The organism is Candidatus Binataceae bacterium (assembly GCA_035308025.1).
GTDB lineage: Bacteria > Desulfobacterota > Binatia > Binatales > Binataceae > JAJPHI01.
On sequence record DATGHL010000033.1, the window covers coordinates 1 to 20,843 of the forward strand.

At 58.0% G+C, this 20,843-nt stretch carries 17 protein-coding genes and 1 pseudogene; 12 read left to right on the forward strand and 6 right to left on the reverse strand.

Annotated features, from left to right (window positions below; translation table 11 throughout):
• Positions 1 to 78, reverse strand: a 78-nt coding sequence (locus tag VKS22_10455; GenBank protein HLW71031.1) for a transposase, incomplete at its 3' end; no start/stop codon positions are given.
• A 159-nt stretch (positions 79 to 237) separates the two neighbouring features.
• Here VKS22_10455 and VKS22_10460 point away from each other — a divergent pair.
• From VKS22_10460 to VKS22_10475, 4 genes and pseudogenes are all read left to right on the forward strand, one after another.
• Positions 238 to 453 (forward strand): ferredoxin, encoded by a 216-nt coding sequence (locus tag VKS22_10460; GenBank protein ID HLW71032.1) that lies wholly within the window; start codon positions 238 to 240, stop codon positions 451 to 453.
• Positions 450 to 1,607, forward strand: a pseudogene (locus VKS22_10465) (NAD(P)/FAD-dependent oxidoreductase). Before VKS22_10460 ends, VKS22_10465 begins: the two are co-directional and overlap by 4 nt.
• A 595-nt stretch (positions 1,608 to 2,202) precedes the next feature.
• A complete protein-coding gene (locus VKS22_10470) occupies positions 2,203 to 3,993 on the forward strand; it encodes a vanadium-dependent haloperoxidase (protein ID HLW71033.1) in 1,791 nt (596 codons plus the stop codon).
• Positions 3,994 to 4,177: 184 nt separating this feature from the next.
• Positions 4,178 to 5,422 carry a PLP-dependent transferase gene (locus VKS22_10475; GenBank protein ID HLW71034.1) on the forward strand — a complete coding sequence of 415 codons (1,245 nt, stop codon included), beginning with the start codon at positions 4,178 to 4,180 and terminating at the stop codon, positions 5,420 to 5,422.
• A gap of 140 nt (positions 5,423 to 5,562) precedes the next feature.
• Here VKS22_10475 and VKS22_10480 read toward each other — a convergent pair whose 3' ends face one another.
• A complete protein-coding gene (locus VKS22_10480; GenBank protein HLW71035.1) occupies positions 5,563 to 7,272 on the reverse strand; it encodes an amidohydrolase family protein in 1,710 nt (569 codons plus the stop codon).
• Between the two features lie 190 nt (positions 7,273 to 7,462).
• On the opposite strand from VKS22_10480, the gene VKS22_10485 reads away from it, so the two are divergent.
• Positions 7,463 to 8,248: a TetR/AcrR family transcriptional regulator gene (locus tag VKS22_10485; protein HLW71036.1), complete on the forward strand. Its 786-nt coding sequence runs from the start codon at positions 7,463 to 7,465 to the stop codon at positions 8,246 to 8,248.
• Positions 8,249 to 8,264: 16 nt separating this feature from the next.
• Here VKS22_10485 and VKS22_10490 read toward each other — a convergent pair whose 3' ends face one another.
• Complete coding sequence (locus VKS22_10490; protein ID HLW71037.1) at positions 8,265 to 8,786, reverse strand: septal ring lytic transglycosylase RlpA family protein; 522 nt, start codon at positions 8,784 to 8,786, stop codon at positions 8,265 to 8,267.
• A gap of 147 nt (positions 8,787 to 8,933) precedes the next feature.
• Here VKS22_10490 and VKS22_10495 point away from each other — a divergent pair, with 147 nt between their 5' ends.
• Entirely contained in the window at positions 8,934 to 10,658 is a 1,725-nt protein-coding gene (locus VKS22_10495; protein ID HLW71038.1) for a DUF748 domain-containing protein, read from the forward strand.
• Positions 10,659 to 10,793: 135 nt separating this feature from the next.
• Here VKS22_10495 and VKS22_10500 read toward each other — a convergent pair whose 3' ends face one another.
• From VKS22_10500 to VKS22_10510, 3 genes are all read right to left on the reverse strand, one after another.
• On the reverse strand, positions 10,794 to 11,162 hold the full coding sequence (locus VKS22_10500; GenBank protein HLW71039.1) for a hypothetical protein: 369 nt from the start codon (positions 11,160 to 11,162) through the stop codon (positions 10,794 to 10,796).
• A 211-nt stretch (positions 11,163 to 11,373) separates the two neighbouring features.
• On the reverse strand, positions 11,374 to 11,901 hold the full coding sequence (locus VKS22_10505) for a ferritin-like domain-containing protein (GenBank protein ID HLW71040.1): 528 nt from the start codon (positions 11,899 to 11,901) through the stop codon (positions 11,374 to 11,376).
• 278 nt (positions 11,902 to 12,179) lie between these two features.
• Positions 12,180 to 14,369 carry a CHASE3 domain-containing protein gene (locus VKS22_10510; GenBank protein ID HLW71041.1) on the reverse strand — a complete coding sequence of 730 codons (2,190 nt, stop codon included), beginning with the start codon at positions 14,367 to 14,369 and terminating at the stop codon, positions 12,180 to 12,182.
• 851 nt (positions 14,370 to 15,220) lie between these two features.
• On the opposite strand from VKS22_10510, the gene VKS22_10515 reads away from it, so the two are divergent.
• The 6 genes from VKS22_10515 (at position 15,221) to VKS22_10540 (ending at position 20,805) form a co-directional block, all read left to right on the forward strand.
• Positions 15,221 to 16,582: a sigma-54 dependent transcriptional regulator gene (locus VKS22_10515; GenBank protein ID HLW71042.1), complete on the forward strand. Its 1,362-nt coding sequence runs from the start codon at positions 15,221 to 15,223 to the stop codon at positions 16,580 to 16,582.
• Between the two features lie 47 nt (positions 16,583 to 16,629).
• Positions 16,630 to 18,438 (forward strand): ATP-binding protein, encoded by a 1,809-nt coding sequence (locus tag VKS22_10520; GenBank protein HLW71043.1) that lies wholly within the window; start codon positions 16,630 to 16,632, stop codon positions 18,436 to 18,438.
• A 244-nt stretch (positions 18,439 to 18,682) separates the two neighbouring features.
• Entirely contained in the window at positions 18,683 to 19,081 is a 399-nt protein-coding gene (locus VKS22_10525; GenBank protein ID HLW71044.1) for a hypothetical protein, read from the forward strand.
• Between the two features lie 236 nt (positions 19,082 to 19,317).
• Entirely contained in the window at positions 19,318 to 19,512 is a 195-nt protein-coding gene (locus VKS22_10530) for a CsbD family protein (protein HLW71045.1), read from the forward strand.
• A 60-nt stretch (positions 19,513 to 19,572) separates the two neighbouring features.
• The gene (locus VKS22_10535; GenBank protein ID HLW71046.1) at positions 19,573 to 19,989 is read left to right on the forward strand and encodes a BON domain-containing protein; all 417 of its coding nucleotides are present in this window, start codon (positions 19,573 to 19,575) and stop codon (positions 19,987 to 19,989) included.
• A 231-nt stretch (positions 19,990 to 20,220) separates the two neighbouring features.
• On the forward strand, positions 20,221 to 20,805 hold the full coding sequence (locus VKS22_10540; GenBank protein ID HLW71047.1) for a superoxide dismutase: 585 nt from the start codon (positions 20,221 to 20,223) through the stop codon (positions 20,803 to 20,805).
• Positions 20,806 to 20,843 lie beyond the last annotated feature (38 nt).

The window sequence follows — 20,843 nt, forward strand, 5'->3', positions numbered from 1 at the left end:
TTCGCTGACCTTGGCCCCGGCCTCCGCCTCCTTCAAAACGCCGATGATCTGCTCCTCGCTAAACCGCGCTCGCTTCATGTCCGCCTTCCTTTCCGGCAGACACTAACCTATCGGTGGGATACTTCGAGGGGGTAAGGCCAGTGGGGTGTGAAGCATTGTACCAAAGTCCAATTTGCAGCAGAGAAAATCGACGCTAAGATAGCGAACTCCGCGCGATACGCTGAAGGAGAGAGTCCCATGCGAATTGTGGTTGACCTGAATCGCTGCCAAGGATATGCGCAATGCGTTCCTCTTGCACCGGACGTGCTCCAACTCAACGGCGAAGAGGCGCTAATGTACAATCCCAATCCGGATGATTCACAGCGCCTGCGCGTCCTGCGAGCCACGACCTCTTGTCCAGTGCAGGCCATTATCGTGGATCAGTTGGATGATGGCGAGCCACAAAAGCCATGAGTGATCCAACGTCCGAAGAAAGAACGCGTCTCGTACAAACTGTTTTCGACGCCCTTAAGGCACGTGGCCGGATCGTCATCGTTGGCGCTTCGTTGGCGGGGCTTCGGTGCGCTGAAGCCTTGCGCAAAGCAGACTTTAAGGGTTTCTTGACAATCATCGGAGATGAGCCAGACGAACCGTATGATCGCCCTCCCCTCTCGAAGCAAGTGCTCAAGGGTTGGGTGCCCGCTGACCATACGAAGCTGCCGCGGTTGCGCGCGGTCGATGCGGAGTGGCGGTTGGGCGTGGCGGCCACCCGCTTAGATCGCGCGAACCGGATGGGCACTTGGCAAATGGCGAGGAGATTCCATTCGATCGGTTATTAATCGCAACCGGAGTCCGCTCACGGCCGTGGCCGAATCCCGCGGAGGCGGCGCTCGAGGGTGTCTACACGCTTCGCACCAACGATGACGCAGCGTCTGCAAGCGGCCTTGGCCGCCAAGCCCCGGCGCGTGCTGGTCATCGGGGCCGGCTTCATCGGCTCGGAAGTAGCCTCGGTCTGCCGCCAACTCGGACTTGAGGTGACCGTCGCGGAACGCGCTGCGGCGCCACTGGCGGGCGCGCTCGGCGGCGTGGTCGGTGCGATTGCCGCAGAAATCCAACGCGCCCATGGAGTGGATCTGCGCCTCGGCGTCTCTGTGCAGGCGCTTGAAGGGGACTCAAATGGGCATGTGCGGCGGGTCCGTCTCTCCGACGGAACCACGCTCGAAGTCGATGTGGTATTGGCGTCGCTTGGCTCGCTCCGCAACATTGAATGGTTGGAAGGTGCCGGGCTGGCCGCCGGCTTCTGGGGCGTCGCTTGCGACGCCGGCTGCCGCGCGTTCGATGTCCACGGTGTCGTCACGGACAATTGGATTCACCTCCCGGTCCCGCGCGAGCGCGATGACGCCGCCTATTTCGCGCCGCTGCGCGGATTGAAGCGCGCGTCAGGGACCGAGCTCTACCTCGGGCTGGTGCACTTCACCGACGGTCTCGCGGGCGCGCGCCGTCGTCTCGCCGCGACGGCCAGCGCCGTCACCGATTTCGGTATAGCAACGGAGTGCGGACTCGGCCGGCGTCCGCCAGCGACGATTGCGGACCTCTTCCGCCTCCACGCCGCAATCGCGACTACATAAGGTTAACTCTGCTACGGAATTGTCGCGCGCGGGCGAGTCAAGATTAGGGTGTCAGGATTTTAGGGACGCCCGGTAAAACAACGGGACGTCCTTTGCGCAAAAAAAGGCCGGGCTGCTGAAAACCCGTTGGTTTGGGGAAGGCCAACGGAATACAGCCCGGCCTAGCTTGGGGACATAAGCGCAGAGTTCTCGGGGAAAGAAGCAACGCGCCAAAAGTCTATCTAGCAATTAGTATGCCGTGAGCAAACCAGCAAAATCGACGACTTTGGAGGACTTTATCTTCTCGCTCTGCGAATCCTCTCGGTAGACAATCCTTTGTCCGGCCACTAACTACCTGATTTCAAAGATGTTTCTCAAGACGCGAAGGACTATGCTCTCGTCCGCACTTTCGCGAAGCTGACACTCACGCGACACCATCCTTCGGATTACTTCAGCAAGCTTGCCCGCAACATCCGGTATGTGCAAAAACGGTGTTGTGCTCGATGACACGATCGAACAACTCTGTTCAATCCTTTTAAACGCCTGATAGATAGATAGATAGATAGATAGATAGATAGAAGCAAAAAAAGCGGGGCCGCCAGAACAGGAGAGTTGGATGTTACCTAAAGACCCCGCGACCGTATCGACCTTAGGATTCGGGCCGAAGGAAGCTTCTTCGCCTTCGGCTTCGAAGCAAGAGGGCCTTAGCCGCCGCAGCTTTATCGGGCGGGTGGGGATGGTCTCCGTCGCGGCCGGAGTGCTCGGTGCGGCTGGTGGTGCGCTCGCCGAACCCGCCGACGCGACCAGCTCCGCGGCGGCGAGTACGAACCTATCCCCAAGCATCTCTAATCCACGGGTCCGCGAGTCCTTCGCGTTGCGCGTCGCAACCGCGACTCAGGAATCCCAAATTCCGGTTCCTCCGCATACCACGAATGGCGACGAACAACGCTACTCCGACAAGTCCGCGAGCTACAGCAAGGGCCTCCTGCAGGACGATATCGGCGTGGTCAATCCGGCCGCCTGGCTGTCTTTCAAGAAAGCGCTGAACAGCGGCAAAAACAGCGACTTCGAAGCCATGATCATCGGCGGCACGCGCACGCAGAACGGCCCGCAGGGCGCCTATGCCTTCGATCTCTGCGGCAGCGATTCCGCGCAGTTCGGCAACGCGCCCTCACCCGGCGATCCGGCCGGGCTGCCGGTGGTTCCGCCGTTTGACCAGATTTCGAGTTCGGCCTACGGCACGCAGTTGATCGAGATGTACTGGGCTTCGATGCTGCGGGATGTCGCTTTCACCGACTACATCGCGAACTCGACGGCGGCTGCGGCTGCGGCGGAGCTGGGCGCCCAAACTGACTACCGCGGGCCGCGCGACGGCAGCGGGAACGTTACTCCCAATCTTCTGTTCCGCGGTAATTTCCCGGGCGAAACCGTCGGACCCTACATGTCGCAATTGATGATCACGCCGACGGCTCTGGGCCAGTTGTCGATTGATCAGTTACTGACGACGTATCTGCCGGGCATCGACTACATGACCGACACGACGACGTTCTTCAAAGTACAGAATGGCATCGACACCGGACTGCGTAATCAACCTGACTCGGTCCTGCGCTATCTGCACGATGGGCGGGGCCTGGCGGCCTATACTCACATCGACGTTCTGTATCAGGAGTACCTGATCGCTTTGCTGGTTCTGGGGACTTTGAATACACCGGTGAACCCCGGTAACCCCTATGTAGGATCACGGACACAGAACAGCTTCTGTACTTTCGGCGGACCGGATGTCGCGGCGGCGCTAGGCACGGTCGCGACGCGTGCGCTGCAGCGCGTCTGGTGGCAGAAGTGGCTGGTGCATCTGATCCATCGACCGGAGGCGGGCGGCGGCGTGGTGCAGCAGATTCTGAGCGGCAACCAGAGTAAAATCGAGGCTCATCTGGCGAGTAATATTCTGAACTCGCGAGCGGTGGCGCAGAGCTTCAGCCAACACGGGACCTATCTGCTGTCACAGGCCTTTCCGGAAGGTTCGCCAACCCATCCGTCCTACCCCACCGGCCACGGCACCGTCGGCGGCGCTTGCATCACGATGCTGAAGTTCTTCTTCGACGAGAGCTATGTCATTCCGAATCCGCTCGTCCCCTCGAGCGATGGACTCTCGCTCGTTGCCTATACCGGCTCAGATGCGGGAGCGATCACAATTGGCGGCGAATTAAACAAACTCGCGCGCAACGTCAGCTTCGGTCACGGCGTGCACGCCGGCATCCACTGGCGTAAGGATACCGACTGGTCGCTGACGCTGGGCGAAGCGGTGGCCATCAGCTATCTCAGGGATATGGCGCCGACCTATCATGAGAAGTTCAGCATCACCTTCACCAAGCTCGACGGCAACCCGGTGACGATCACGAACGAATAAACGATCGCGAATAGATAAATGGCTTTGCGTTCCATCCATAAAAAGTCGAGATCGGTCAGGTCGATTTGATCCGGCGTCATCGTCACTTTCCCTGAGGCCGCTCCTATGCCAAGCCGATTTCGGTGATGGGACTACGCCCGCACTCCGCTATGATTGGATGAGCGCGCGAGCAAAGGAGGGGCTTATGCCGACGCTATCTTATCGAGTGCGGCCCGAGACCGCGGTTCTGACCAGTGGCTTCGATCCCGAGTTATCGGTCGGCTCGGCCCGACCACCGGTTTATCGGAGTTCGACCTATGTATTCTCGAGCCCGGAGGCGGCCGAACGGGCGTTCGCGATTGTGCTGGGGAAGATCGCGCCTGCGCCGGAAGAGGGCCAGGAACTGATCTACGCGCGGCTCAACCATCCGAACGCGCAAATTACCGAGGATCACCTGGTGCCGTTAGAACGCGGTGCAACGGCGGCGGCGCTGTTCAATAGCGGGATGGCCGCCATTTTCACGGTCCTGACCGGCTTCCTCGAGCGCGGCGGCTCATTACTGTATACGCAGCCATTATACGGCGGGACGCAGCATCTTATTCACCAGCTCATCGAGCCGTTGGGCTTTATCGCCATTCCGGTGCCGGCCGGCGATTCGGCAAGCCTGGCGGCCACGATTACCGGGCACGACGATCTGCGCCTCGTGCTGATCGAAACGCCGGCCAACCCCACGCTGATCATGACCGATCTCAAACAGGCTGCCGAGGCGATCGCGCGTCACAAGAACCATCCCCTGCTCGCGGTAGACAACACTCTGCTCGGCCCAACCTTTCAGCACCCTCTGCTTCATGGCGCCGATCTCGTCATCTATTCGGCGACCAAATTCCTCGGCGGGTTCAGCGATTTGCTGGCCGGTGCAGTGCTCGCCGCGGATGGCAAGCTAGTCCAGCATCTGCGCGGCGTGCGCGCGCTGCTGGGCAACATCCTGCAAGCGGACGAGTGTTGGATTCTGGATTCGCGACTCTCGACGGTTGCCCTGCGCATGAATCGTCAGAGCAAAAATGCGCAGCGCATCGCCGAGCAACTCGCTACCCATCCGCGCGTCAAGCGGGTGATTTATCCCTCGCTCTTCACCAATCCGGAACAGCTTCGCATTCGGGACGCGCAGACCGATTATCCGGGCTCCCTGCTCTCGCTTGAGATAGAAGGCGGCAAGGCCGGCGCCTTCGATTTCCTGCGCCGCTTACAGATCGGCAGGAACGCAGTCAGTCTCGGCGGCGTCGAGACCCTCGCCTGTCATCCGCTGACGACGACGCACAGTGAGCTCACGCCGCATGAGCTGAAAGCGGCAGGAATTACCGAATCGCTAGTGCGCATCTCGGTTGGTATCGAACACTGGCGCGATCTGCTCAATGACTTCATGCGGGCGCTTGAGGTGCGTGAGCCCTGAAGTTTGCGCGATCGCGCGCCCGATACCATCTATTAACGCTTTTTGCTGACGTACCGGCGCTGACAATGACGGCCGGTGGGCGATGCCCACCGGCCGTCTGCTTTAGTCTTGCTTATTCTGCGGTCTCGGTATCGTCGGAATCAGGCCCCGACGCCGTGGCGCAGCAGCTTGCCCGGCGTCGCCCCCGTGCACTGATCACCCTCGAAGGTCACCTGCCCGTTGACGATCATCCACTGGTAGCCTTCGGATTTCTGCACGCGCCGCCACTCGTTGCCTGGTAGGTCGTGAAGGATCTCGATCGGCTTCACGTTGAGCTTGTCGAAGTCGTAGACCACGACATCGGCCGGCGCGCCCTCGCGCAGGAAACCGCGATCCTTGAAGCCGCCGCAGAAGGCCGGCAGCGCGCTCAGCCGCCAGTGGATCTCTTCCAGCGACAGCCAGCCCTTCTCGCGGCAGAACTTCACAATACCTTCGGTCGGATAACGTCCCGCAGTTAGGAACTTGGTGTGCGCCCCGCCGTCGGAAACCCCGAAGGCGATATTCGACGTGTCCACCAGGTCCTTCATCAAATCCATGTCCTGATTGACCGCCGGCGCAAAGAACTCGGTCTTGAGCCCCTCCGACACCGCCAAGTCCAGCATCACATCCACCGGATGCTTGCCGGTCTGCGCCGCCGCCTTGCGCAGCGTCAGCCCCTCGAGATTCTTGTTCTCCGCCTTGACGCAATCCGTGATGATGATCTGATCAAAGTAGCTCGTGATCAGGCTCTCGCGTGGCATCTGGCTCTTGAGCGCCTCGCGCTTGCGCGGATCGCCGAGCTTCTGCTGCCGCTCCGCCACCGTGCCGGTTGTGCACTCGCGCCACGCGTCCGAATCGTCAAACAGATTCCAGTCCTCGAAAGTGAAGCTCAGGCCGGCGTCCGTGGTCACGCCCTGGCCGTAAATCCGCAAGCCCTTCTGACGGCAGCGCTCCAGCCACTTCAACGTGTTCCGATGACGATGCGGATAGCGGTCCTGCGTCGCCACCGCCTGGTACATGATCGGCCGCCCGCTCAGCTCCGCCAGCTCCTCGAAGTGCTTCGCATCCTGCTTAGGATCCCAGCTCACCAGCGTCAGCTCCTGGAAGCCTTCGCCGCGCTCGCCCAGCACCTTCGCCATCTCGAAGCAGGTCTCGTCGTGCATGATGTCGGTGTTCATCGGCGAACCGTCGAAATCGCGCTGCACCGACGACGGCCCGTCCGGCTTCAAACGCTGCGCCGACCAGCCGTTGGCCCCGGCGTCCATCGCCTCGTTGAGCAGCCGCCGCATCGTCGCGTGCTCCTGCGCGGTCGGCATCCGCCCGGTCTTCGACTCGTCAATGCCCATGACGTAGCCGAGCAGCGGATTCATCGGCACATTCGGCAGCAGATTGACGCCCTTGGGTTGCCGATCGAGCGCGTCCATGAACTGCGGATAGCTCTCCCAGTCAAACTTCATCGCCGCCTGCATCGACGCCAGCGGAATCGCCTCGGTCCGCACCATCGTCAGCATCGCGCGCTCGTGATCCTGCTTGTGCACTGGCGCGAAGCCGAAGCCGCAGTTGCCGATCACCACCGAGGTGATGCCGTGCCAGCTCGAAATTGACAGATACGGATCCCAGAAAATCTGCGCGTCGTAATGCGTGTGCAAGTCGATAAAGCCCGGCGCTACGATCAGCCCGCTGGCGTCGAGCACCTTGGCCGCCTCGTGCGGCTGCACCCGCCCAATCTTGGCGATGCGCCCGTCCTTGATTGCGATGTCATCGCGGAACCGCGGCGCCCGTGTCCCGTCCACGATCATCCCGTTCTTCACCACTAAGTCGAATTCTGGCATCGTTTGAACTCCTCTTCACATTTCTGCCGATTGTTGTTAACTAACGGCCGGCCGTTTTATAAACGAACGCATGTTTGTTTCTAGAATAATTCGCGCAGGTCTGTCAAGCTCTCGTCATCGCCTTTCACGGCGCAGCCGAAACAGGCAGACTGGAGGCTAAGCGGACAGCCACGCCGATGAGGCAAACTTGATGCGGAAACCCGGCTCACGAGGTCCAGAGACGCTACGTAATCTGCGCGCCGCGGCGATCGAACTGCTCGCTGAGCGCAGCTACGAGGGCATGAATCTGCGTCTCCTGGCAAGCAAGCTGCGCCTGCAAGCGGGCTCGCTCTACAACTACATCGAGAGCAAACCGCAGCTCCTTTTCTGGTTGATGAAAGATAGCACCGAGAAGTTGCTGCACGAGTTCGACGACACCATCGCCGGCATCGCGGAGCCCGCGCAGCAGATGCGCAAATTCGTCGCGTTCCACGTCGGTTACCATATCGTCAACCGCAAAGAGGCCACCGTTCTGATGACGGAGATGCGCAGCCTGACCCCCAGAAATTATCGCGCGGTTAAACAATTGCAGCGCCTCTACACCGATAAGGTCCACGCGATCGTCGAACGTGGCGTGGCGGCCGGTGAGTTCATCGTCGAGGACTCGCGCGTCACGACCTTTGTACTACTGCAGATGCTGACCTCGGTGGCGCGCTGGTACGATCCGCGCGGGCGACTTAGCGTCGATGAGTTGGTGGGGGTCTATACCGATTTGGCCTTTGCCATGCTGCGCGCCCGACGATCGGATAGCGCCGCGCCGCGCGTGACTGGCGTCACGGCCAACCGCGCGAAAGTCCAGGTCAATGGCGACCCGATTACTCACTCCTTCGATCTTGGCGGCCACTTGCTCCAGATTTCGATAACGCCGCCGCCCAAGACCAGACACTCCACCAACGGCGCCGCGAAACCGTCCAATCGCCCGTCTGTCCGGGGGTGATCAGCAGGGCCTGATATTACTGTTCGGCGGCGGGGTCTTGTGATGTACCCGCGGTGTTTTTGTCCGCCACCGGCGTTTCGCTTGAAGACGACGTTTGAGACTCAGCGGTTTTTGTATGTGAATTCAAAGGCGTCACTTTGACTCGAGCTACGCCCTTGTGAGTAAGGCCGATCTTCTCGGCGGCGTGCTTAGAAAGGTCCAAACTTCGGCCGTGAACAAAGGGTCCGCGGTCATTGATGCGCACTTTAACCGCTCGGCCGGTACTGGGATTAGTTACTTTAACCGTTGAACCAATCGGCAAAGTACGCGATGCCGCCGTCAGAGCGTTGGGGTCGTATGGCTCGCCGCTGGAGGTCACATGCCCGGCAGTGGCGGCGCCCTGATAGGAGGCCTTTACAGTTTTCGATTGTACGATCGCGGGGTGTGTGATGTTGCTGCCGGTGCTTATCGGTGGCGAGGGCGCCGGCGGCGGCGCCACGACAGGCACCGTCGGTTGCGGCAATGCATTTTGATTCGCGCACCCCGTGCCGAGCGCCACGAGACAGCTGATGAGGAGAAGCGCGGCGAAGGACTGGCGCCGAAGCTTTGAAGGGATTTCCATATTTATAGGACAAAAAGTGTAAATATTTCCGAAGCAAAACTCAACGATTTAAACCGATGCAGTGGAAATTCGCAGAAAAGAAAGATGGCATATCTTCTGCACATCAAACGCAGAACCACCGGGCTTCGTCGCAGAGACTCCCAGACTAAAGCGCAAACCTCTCAGAACTTTCGGCAAGACAAACCGTATAATATGTCCTCTTCGTCATTAGCGACTCGGCCCTACCACAAACATCCGATCCTTCTGGTGTTAAGCAGTTCATTCGCATTGCTTGTAGCAGCGGTCTGCATAACGTCCTATTTCCTCGATGACATCGTACGCGCCAGGACCGAAGCGGCGATGAACCGGACGCTCAAAGGTTATCGCGTAACCCTGGCGCGCGCCCACCTCCAGTTGCTCGACGGCACCCTTAGCCTGCGCGGACTAACAATAGTACAGCTGGCGCATCCGAGTCCGCCGGTTGCCGACGCTGACCTGCTGCGCTTCCGCATCGATTGGCGGCAACTCCTGGCGCGGCGCGTGGTTGCCGACATCCTCCTGTCCCAGCCCCGGCTGCACATCAACCGGCAGCAGTTGGCCGCTGAGACCCACGGCAAGGTCCCCTTAAAACAAGAGGGATGGCAAGACGTTCTCGAGCAGGTATATCCGCTCAAGATAAATCGTTTCACCATCGTCGACGGCGACATGGTTTATATCCAAGACCCTGCAAGTCCGCCCCTGCACTTGGCGAAAGTCAACTTTACGAGCGACAATATCCGCAACATCCAGTCACCCAACGACATCTATCCATCCAAACTGCAAGCGACTCTCGTCGTCTTCGACACTGGCAGAGCGACCATTGACGGCAATGCTAATTTTCTTGAGAAACCATTTCCGGGCGGACGCGTACGTTTCGCTATAAAAAATGCGCCGCTGAGTGCATTTGCTCCCGAGATTCGCGCAGCTAATGTCACGCTGGACGGAGGCCACCTATCAAGCAGCGGCGAAATCGAATATTCACCCGCCGTTACCAACGCTGAGGTCGATATCGCGACCATCGACGGCGTCAAGGTTGACTATGTTCACAAGACAGCGACTCAGCAGGCCGAGACTCGGCGGATAAAAGAAGTGGGCAAAGAGATTCACAAACAGAACAACCGGCCAAAAGTACACATTGACGTGCGTGAATTAGATGTACGGCATAGCAGCTTTGCGTTTACGGATGAAACCAAGAATCCGCACTATCGGCTTGTTCTCGATGATGCCAACCTGGCCGTGAGGAACTTATCGAACCACGAGCAGCAGGGTCCGGCGAATTTGCTCCTTCAAGGAAAATTCATGGACACCGGCGCGACCAAGGTAGTTGGAGATTTTCTCGCTCGCCCGGAAGGTCCTGCCTTTACGATAAGCATTGCGATTGTCGGGACCAGCCTGCAATCAATGAATAATCTGTTACGCGCTTATGGACGCTTCGACGTGGCCGCGGGGCAGTTGTCGGTGTATTCTCAAGTAACCGTTGACAACCAGGAGATCACTGGATATGTCAAGCCAATGTTCGCGAACATCGAAGTGTACAACTATAAAAAGGACAAAAACACTGGCGTTTTGCATCAGGCTAAAGAACTGGCGATTGGCGGTGCGGCGCATCTTCTGAAGAGCCGGGAGACTCAGCAGGTTGCGACCGAGGTTAATCTCAAGGGCCGGCTGGACGGCCCGAATTTGAGCACTTGGCAGGCGATTGTGGAGGTTCTTCGGAATGCCTTCATTCAAGCAATTCTGCCCGGCTTTGATCATTCCGTTCAGGGCAGAATACCAGCTCCCAGTAAGTAACATCTCAGCCGGTTGTCTTCGAGCGATCGCTTCTCACTGGCCGGGGCTAGTTTCCGCGGTGACTAGTTTCCGCGGTGATATGCGCAACAGTCGCGATTCGCCGCTGTCCCGCTCGGGATTCCGCTTCTGCTGCGATTAGTCCACATTCTGCGCAGCGACAAATCCAATCTGTCCGCGCATGGGACCGTTGCTGATCCGGACTTCGGCGCCATTGCTATCGCTCGAGACTATATCGACGGCGGTCTGATCGTCGATCTGTTTCGCCTCGAACTGTTTTTGCACGTCACCGACCGCGCCGCTGACGCCACCCTGTTGCGCGCGTCCCGCTACTTTCAGGAAAGTTGGCTCATCTGGATACATGGGGATTGAGTGCTCACCGGCGGTTGCCACGAGCTTGTGCGGCAGCAGGGCGGAGGTGTCCTTGCATCCGGCAATAGCCAAAAGCGATATGACCGAGGCCGCGATTCCAAAAAACGATATTGTAGCGTACTTGCGGCTATTCATCTTAGCTCCTGGCGCTTCATATCACTCCGAGTAGTGCCAGAACCAGGAGGATAATAATTATTCCGCCGAGCCCGCCACTCGGATAATAACCCCATCCAGTGCTGTAGGGCCATGCTGGCAGAGCTCCAATCAACAGAAGGATTAACAAAACGAATAATATCAGCCTCACCTGATTCCCTCCGTTATAAAGTTCATACTCCTGGCTTAAACGCTATTGCTTTTCGAGCAGACTCTTGAGGTCTTCGGCGTGTTCCTCTTCAGCCTTAAGAATCTCCTCGATCAGTTTGCGCGAAGTCGGGTCCGCGTCCCCGAGCCAGCGTGCGATCTCGGAATACGATTCGATCGCGATCCGTTCGGCAAACAGATCTTCCTTGATCATCGAGACGAGAGTGGTGCCTTCCGCGTATTCCGAGTGACTTCTCGAGGCCAAGCCCTCGGGATTGAAATTCGGAGCGCCATTGAGCTGGACTATACGAGTGGCAATCCAGTCCACATGTTGTTGCTCCTCTGTTGCATGCTGCAGGAACTCGGCTTTAACCGCGTCTGAGTCGATCCCGGAAGCGGCATAGTAATGGCGCTTGTAGCGCAGAACGCAGACCAACTCAGTCGCCAAGGCTTCATTGAGTACATTGACCACGGCCTCGCGGTTGCCCTTATAGCTCTCCGTGACTGCCCCCTGTTCCATATGCTTGCGAGCGCGTTCTTTGAGAGCTTTCAGGTCGATTTTGAACTCATTCATCATGTTTCTCCCGAGGAGTTGGCGCCTTCAGTCCGCTTAGCTTCCGATTAGGGTCGCGGGCGCGCTCCCAGACGAAGCGAGCAATAGGCGAGCCAAAAGAGCCGAATCAAAAGACGCGGGCAATCAAGTAATTATTAATGCGAGTGCCGACGACGGCTGCGCGGTCTGAAGATTTTACCTACTACGCTATCGTAGCGAGCAGGCGAGTCTGCGAGCTACTCCAATCGAAAGCATTTCAACAGCTGCCCAATGCGAAATTCGAACTCATAGATTCACGCTCAGCCCGCGGCGCTTCCGTCGTTGTGATAAGCTTGCAGGAGCTGGCTAATCATCGCGTCGAGTCGATCAAAGCTTACGGGTTTCGTCAAATAGCCGTTGAAGCCGGCTTTTTCATATTCTGTTTTGTAAGTCTCGGTGTCGTAGCCGGTCATCGCGATGGCAGGGATGGACGATTGTTCGCGTATATGATGAAGCAGCTCGATGCCGGTTCCGTCGGGCAGGCCGACGTCGGTAATAATCAGATCAAAATGGCGTTGCCTAATCCGAACGAGGGCCTCCGCGAGCGTACCGCAGCTCTCGGCTTGATGGCCGAGATTGCATAGCAGTCGAGTCATCACCTCGGCTGTATCAACATGGTCTTCTGCGATTAGAATAGCCGCCCCGCGTGGCGCCGCCGGAGCCGCGCTCGTGCTGGCCACTGCCCTCGCGGTTTGGTGGGCCTCGGCGGTGGCAAACGAGACGGTGAAGGTCGAACCTTTGCCGGGTCCGGCACTTTCAGCCGAGATGGCGCCTTGATGATACCCGACCAGCGCCTTCGCGATCGCCATCCCCAGACCCAAACCTCCGTGCGCCATCGCCTCCCGGTCCTGCTCGAAAGGTTGAAAAAGTCGTTGAAGAATGTCGGCGCCCATACCGATCCCGGTATCGGCGACTGTCAGGCTGACGCGACCTTCGCGGTCGTTGGCGCTCATAATATCTATTCGGCCGCCGGCGGGCGTGAATTTGATCGCGTTATTCAGAATGTTTGCAAAAATCTGCTGCATCCGAACCCGATCGGCTTCGACGTAGGCATCTGCGGCGTCGAAGTGCAACGACAGCTCGAGACTCTTGTCATTGACGGCGCCGCGCGCCGTCTCAATGACCATACGCATAACCTCGTGCAGGTCCAGCATTTCTGGATTAAGCGATAACTTACCCGTCGCTATTCGCGCATGGTCGAGTAGATCGTCGATCAGGCGGGCCTCGTCCTGGATATTGCGCCGCATCATGCGGACGTCACTAACCATCGCGGCGGGCAATTCGTTGCGACTTTCCCAGGCCGTCAGCACCGCCAGCACCGGCGTCAGCGGGGTTCGCAGTTCGTGCGACAGGGTCGCGCGAAATTGATCTTTCGCCGCGTTGGCTGCGGCCAAGGCGCGGTTGCTTTCAACCAATACGTGCTCGGCGGTTCGTTGCACGGCAACGTCACGAAAAATGAGTACGACGCCAAGGGTCCGGCCCGCGGCATCCTTTACTGGCGAAACGCTGTCGTCAATCGGAATCTCACTGCCATCCTTTCGAATCAGCAGAGTATGAGTGGCGAGCCCCGCAATCGTGCCGAGGCGCAGCACTACGTCGACCGGGCTTTCTACGACCTCCCTGGTCGTCTCGTTAACGATGTGAAAAACTTGACCGCATGGTTGATCGATGGCATCAGATTTCTTCCACCCGGTCAGTTGTTCGGCCACCTCGTTGAGAAGGGTTATCCGTCCGCCATTATCGGTGACGATAACGGCATCCCCAATGCTCATCAGCGTGACGTCGACCAAGCCCTTTTGCCGGTGGAGCTCGAGCAAGGCGGCTTCGCGGCTCGCGGATTCTAGCCTGATCATCCGAAAGGCCCAGAGCAGCACGAGCAGGTTCAGCGTTCCGCTGACGGCGAAGACTATTGTCCGATAGCGCTCGAGATCAGCCGCGCGATCGATTACCGCGTCCAAAGTTGACTCTTGGGCCGCAATCAGCTGCGCCGCCCGTAGCCGCAATGCGTCCATTGCCCGTTTGCCGCGGTTGGTTTCGACTAATCGCTGTGCTGCCGGTAATCCCTGCGTGCGACGCAATGTAATAGTTTCGCTGAGCTCTTCGAGTTTTGCAGCGACCAGTGTGGCAATCTCGGTGACATCGGAGACGGAGAGCTCGTGCATCCCCGTCTGTCGCAACTCAGCAAGCAGAATGCGCGCCTGAGCGACACCATTATCGTATGGCTCCAGATAAGAATCTTTCCCAGTAAGTAGATAACCCCGTTGTCCGGTTTCGGCGTCCGCAACCGCCGCGACCAAATCGCGAACACGTTCAATGGTCATCCGATGGTAGGCCACGGTGTGACTGGCTTTAAGGGCGAGCCGCCACACTACGAAGTCGATGGCCAGGCAGGCGCTCAAGATTGCGGCGGTCGTAATGAAAACGGTGACGAGTCGGCTTCGCTGCGACATCGCATCCTTTCAGGCAAAGCAGACGCCTAAGTCGAGCAGGCGCTAAGTATGACAGAATACGAAAGCGAATCCTAACGAACGGACCGGAGCAAGGCCCTCAAGCGGGCCGCCGATATGTTCTTTCGGGAACAGAAGGAAGGGCGGCCGGATTTAATCCGCGCCGCCCCGGAGTCGTCGCCAATCAGCACCGCCGCCCGCACTCGAGCAGCCGGAGGATGGTTGAGATGGATTACTTGTTCGGACGCTCAGAGCCGTGCTTATCGCTTCTCATCGGATCACTCGGGCGACCCGCGCTCTTATCATCCGGACGCGACGGATTCTGCTGATGCGCAGGGTTATGACCGGTCTTTTGCTGCTGCTCCGACTGCCGCCGAGGATCCTGGTGACCGCCCTGCTGATCCTTCGATTTATCCATTCCGCTCTTGTCGCCTTTGTTGTGGTCCATAAGTTCCGTCTCCATTTTGCAAATTTGACCGCGAAATTACGCGCGGTCTGGTTACTGACGAGTGCAACGATGGGGCCACCGAGCTGGACTCTGTACGGTACGCCTCCATTAAACTATTAGGCGCTAACGGCTTTTTAATCTCCGATGACGAGCATGGTTGATTCTTCTGGATTCCCGATAAAGCTTTCCTGAGGGCAGAGTCTAAGACTTTGGTTCCAGTCGTAGTGACAGTGGTAGAAGCCCAGTCGCAGTGACAGTGGTAGAAGCAGAGATAATTTCGAGAGAGTGTAATTTTTACTCACATCGTGCAATTATTGGAGAATTGAACGGAGATTCTACTGAATTCGCAGAAGAATTTATTAGGCATCTTTAATGCTGATTGGCCCGAAGGATCTCGAGGGGCAAAATGGCGCTAGAAACGCGAATTCTTGTCGCAGAAGATGAGGTCTCAACGCACCAGGAATGGCGGGAATCTCTCGAAGCATGGGGATACAAGGGAGAAGTAGCCCAAGACGGTGAAAATGCCCTTGAACTAATCAACAGCTTTCACCCGCATATTCTGATCGCGGACCTCAAGATGCCGCGCAAGAACGGACTGGAATTATTGCGCGACGTGCGCGAGTTGGGAATCTACCTACCTGCAATCATGATCTCGGGTCACGGCGAGATTCCGGACGCCGTGCAGGCCATCAAATTAGGGGCGCTCGACTACCTGCGCAAACCGGTCGATCCGACGCATCTTCGCCAGATTCTCAAAAATCTCGTGGAGAATCTGCAAATCCGTTCAGAGAACCAATCGTTGCGGCGAAGGCTAATCAGTGTAGGGGAAATGGGGGCGTTGTTCGGCCAGTCGCTGCCGATGCGCAGAGTGCTGGCGGCGGTCGAGCAGTTGGCGGAGTCAGCAGCGTCGGTGGTAATCACCGGCGAGAGCGGGACCGGCAAGGAGTTGGTCGCCCGCACGATCCATGAGATGTCGCCGCGACGGACGGGTGCTTATGTTCCGATCAATTGCGCCGCGATTCCCGAGACTCTCATGGAGAGCGAGCTGTTCGGTCACGAGCGCGGATCGTTCACGGGCGCTGACCGCCGGCGAGAAGGCTGCTTCGAGCTGGCCAATGGCGGCACCTTGCTACTCGACGAGATTACGGAGATGAAGCCCGAACTGCAGGCTAAGCTGCTGCGGGTGATCGAAGAACAGAAGCTGCGCCGGGTCGGCGGCACCGTCGAGATTCCGCTCGATGTTCGCGTTCTTGCCGCCTGCAATCGCGACATCGAGCAGGCCGTGCGCGACGGTAAATTGCGCTCGGATCTGTTTTATCGCCTCAATGTCTTCAACATCCAGTTGCCGCCGCTACGGGAGCGCCGCGACGATCTGCCGCAGCTCCTGCAAATGTTTTTGACGCAATACGCACGGCAAAATCACAAGGAAATTGACGGCGTTGACGATGAGGTAATGGAGATTTTGCGCGCGCATCCGTGGCCGGGCAATGTCCGGCAGCTACGCAACATCATTGAGCGCGCGATAATCGTTTGCGAAAATCGCATTATCCGCAAGCACGATCTGCCGCAGGATTTCCGCGCCGTCGGTTCGGATAATGAAGGTTTTGTAAAAATCCAGCTCGGCTCAACACTGGACGACGTGGAGAAGGAGATGATCACGCGCACTCTCGACTTTACCGGCGGCAACAAAACCCGCGCCGCCGAGGTGCTCGGAATCAGCGCCAAGACTTTGTACAACAAGCTTGAGCGCTTCGGGCAGCCAACATGATCACCTCGCCCAAGCAGGTCTCTGCTGCACGAAGGTTCTGGAACTGAATGCGTTTACGCGCGAAACTCGCGACGGTAATTCTCGGTCTGCTCCTCATTCCAATCCTGGCTATGGGGCTGGTTGCGCTGGATTATCTGGCGGCCAGCTCAGTGGACGACCTTGCGCGCGGCGCCGACCTCATGATCAACCAAATCTTCGACTTGATGCAAGTCTCGACCGTACGAAGCCCGGAAGGACAGTTCGACAATTCGCTGAAGGATTCCGTCGCGCTCAGAAAATTACTCGACTCGACTCAGGCTTTTGGCCGCGCTGTCGTCAACGTCTGCATCCTGGCGCCAGATGGCACGATAGTCGTCGCGGGTGAAGGGCAAGGCGAAGGTACTCAGCTCAGGCCGACACGCCCGCTTGCCGATTTGAAGTCTGGGGGTTCGCTTTGGCTCACGACCACACTGCTGCCCCAATTGCTCCGCGGCGGCATGTACTCGGTGCGGCGCGATGTCGCGATTGAAAATCGCAAGATAGCGACTATCGCGGTCGAAGTTTCAACCGACCTCATCGAGGCTCAACTGCGCCACTTCGTGGCCGCAATTGTACTCGCGACCTTGGCTATTGCAGCGATTGCCTGGCTGGCAATCTCGTTGATGGCTAATCAGATCCTGCGGCAGCTTACCGCGATCCGACGCGGTTTCGAATTGCTCGCCGCCGGCGGCAAAGCCGAGGTGCCGATCACCGGAAACGGGGAATTGGGTTCGCTCGCCGCCAAGTTCAATGAGTTGGCGCAGCAGGTTCGGATCAGCCGTTCGCACTTTGGCGCCGAACGCAGCCATCTGTTCGACGTGGTTCGTTCACTCGGCGATGCGGTCGCACTGCTCGACGCGGAAACCGTCGTGCTGTTCGCGAATGCGCCCGCCAAAGAATGCTTCGCAGCTGACGCGAGGACCGTCGAAGGCATCCCTCTCGCTACCTTGCTCGGGGCGGAGCATCCGTTAGTCAGTCTGGTGAATTCGACGATCACGACCGGCGTCGAAGCGCATAACGTTCCAGTCGAATTGCCGGATGGATCGGGTCTTCTGATCTCCTTTTTCCGGGTTGGTCAGGGACATACGCCCGCTGGATTACTGATGGTTTTTCGCGATATGCGACCGGTTAGGGAACTCGAGACCGCCCTCGACCATTCGAACCGGCTGTCACGCATGGGCGCCCTGATCTCTGGAATGGCGCACCAGCTGCGCAGCCCCCTGCATGGTATGAACATGCGACTCGAACTGCTCCGGCAGGAGGGCGGTGACAGCGTCGGACGTCACGTTGACCGCCTGCGCCAAGAAGTCGATCGGGTCGACCAGGCGATCGAGGCGATTCTGAAATTCACTCGTCCAGCCGATTTGAAGCCGACCGACTTTGAAGTGAACACGCTCGTTCGCGAGCTTGCTGCGCGTTTGCGCTATGAGAAGATAATCGTCGAGTTCAATCTCGCCTGCGAGCCGCTGGTCGCGCGCGCCGATCGCGGAATGATCTCTGAAGCCCTTTCGAATATAATGACTAATGCAGTCGAGGCGATGCCAGAGGGCGGAAAGCTTCGGTTGGCGACAGAACGACAAGGTAGACTAGTTGAGATAAAGATAGCTGACGAGGGCCAAGGCATCAGCGAGACCCAACTTGAACGAATTTTTGACCTGTACTACACAACTAAGTCTGGCGGTAACGGTCTCGGCCTACCGTTTGCCCAGCGCGCAGTGGAATTAAATGGCGGCAAAATTGACTTGGATTCACAGATCAAGCGCGGCACCATCTGCACTATCGCCTTGACCGCTGCCATAGATGGTTCGACTGCGTCCAAAGCCCCTGCGTTTCACTGAGTTGCGCGCTGCGCGCTCCTGTCTGCGCGATGTAGCACTGGGAATTTTGTCATTTGTTCTTGTCGCCTGCGCGGAGATTTCCCGGATCGTCGCGCCCACCAAAGCGCCGGCTGAGACCGTAAGCAGCTCAAAAGCTCCGCCGGTTCCAGCCGCATCTGCGACGGCGTCCACTCCTCGCGTGGTAAACGCCAAGCCTCGGAGACCTCGCAAAAGGCCCGAAATAACTGGCTCAGAGTCTCCCGCAGTGACACAGTCGACACCTGTGCCCAAGACCCCGATCGCTGAGCCGACCACCAGCGGCCTGACCCTTGAAGGATCGCCTTCCGTCAAGCCGACGCCGTCCGACGGCGCAATGGCTGCGGAAGCGACGCCGCTCGAGACGCCGGCTGTCGCGAATCCGCGCGATGAGGCTGAGCGGAACCTCAATGTAGTGCAGGACGCGCTCGGCCGAGTGAATCGCATAGGCCTCAGCAACCAGGATGCCGCGCGCTTAAAGGCCGCGGAAAGCCTGGCCAGCAGTGCGCGACGCGCGTTCGATGATCATGACTATGCAGCCACCGAAGGCTTGACCGCAAAAGCCGACGTCGTAATCGGCGCGCTGCCCAAATTACAGACTCCAATGCTCTCTCCGGTTCCCCCCTGATCCGCCCATCAATTCGGCTGACATTTCCGAAAATTTCACCCGGCCAATTCTTAATTCGATTCCGCAAATCCAGCCAGCGGCTTGAGAGCGGCTCGGCGCTGGTAGCCTGCAAAAATTACTTTGTAAAGATCTGAATTGTTGAGGGAAATCCTCAACTCTTCATGGCCTTGCTCTTGCTGTATCTCAGGTTACCGGCAACTTGACGCCGGAATTCAAAAAGGGAGCACACTATCCAGGTGAACAGTGATCAGCTCAAGGGAAAGTTCAAGCAACTCAGCGGAGAGATCAAGCGCAAGTGGGGCAAGGTGACCGATGATGACGTGACTGCGGCTGAGGGCAGCATGGAAAAGTTGATCGGCCGAATTCAGGAGCGCAGCGGTGATCAGCGCGAAGCGATCGAAAAATGGTTCAAGTCTCAACAGCTTGACTGAAGCAACTCGCCGACGAGAGCTCGGCTTAGCTCAGCGGTTTTTAAGGTTAAGAGGTAGCTTATGAATTTGAAAAAGACTTGGAAATTCGTAGTACCGGCGGCGATTCTAAGCGTTAGCATGGCTGGTCCGGTATTCGCGCAGTCACACCCTAGCGCGAGTGATTCGATGGATGCGGCCGGTCACTCCATGGAGCGCGCTGGTTCTGATACCGCTACTGCTGCGAAGGACACTTACCACGGCGCGGCTACAGCGCTCACCGATACCAAGATAACCGCCAAGGTGAAAACGGCGTTACATGAGGACGAGGCGACCGAACATGGGGACATCCATGTCCGCACCGTTGCCGGCGTTGTGACGTTACGCGGCCGGGTCGCCTCGGAGGCAGAGGCGGCGCGTGCCGAACGACTGGCGCAATCGACTGAAGGTGTGCGCGAGGTCGATAACAAGCTCCACGTGACGAAGACCGCATCAGACTAAACTTCAGCGCTCTCAGGCGCGCGAGCCCAAACTGAAATTGCCAATGTCCTCTCCTCCAAGACGCCGGCGTAATTAGCGGGCTCGCGCGCCTGAGGGCGTCCTGGCGACATCTTCTAGCGAATTGCTTTTAGAGGTTTTAAGTTCGTCGGAAGCGATCGCGCCTGGTCCTGAGATCAAAGATCGCGCCGTCCGTCTTCGAGCAATAAACCATCAACACCGGAGAGTATACTCATGGCCTTCAAGCTTCCCGCCTTGGACTATTCGAAAAAAGCTCTTGCTCCGTACATCTCCGAGGAAACCCTCGAATTTCATCACGGAAAGCATCACGCAACCTACGTGAAAAAGCTTAACGAACTTATTACCGGTTCACGATTCTCCGAAATGCCCTTAGAAGAGATCGTCAAAAGCGCAGGCGCAGGCCCAATCTTCGACAATGCGGCCCAGCATTGGAATCACAGTTTCTACTGGAAATGTCTCGCACCTCAGAAGGAGCACGGCAAACCCAGCGGCCGCCTGGCTAAAGAAATTGATCAGGCGTTTGGCGATCTTACCGCTTTTAAGAAGATTTTTAGCGAAGCTGCGAATTCCTTGTTCGGCAGCGGATGGGCTTGGTTAGTTCAGAAACCTGACGGTTCGCTCGCGGTAGAGCAAGCGCCAGACGCAGGCAATCCACTGACTAAAGGCCAGAAGCCACTGTTCACCTGCGATGTCTGGGAGCACGCCTACTACATCGATTATCGCAACGAGCGGCCTAAGTATGTCGATGCCTTCTGGAAGGTCGTCAACTGGGACTTTGTCGAATCCAACCTAGCCTAGTTCTGACGATCGGACGAATCCGCTTACGGGCGAATCCG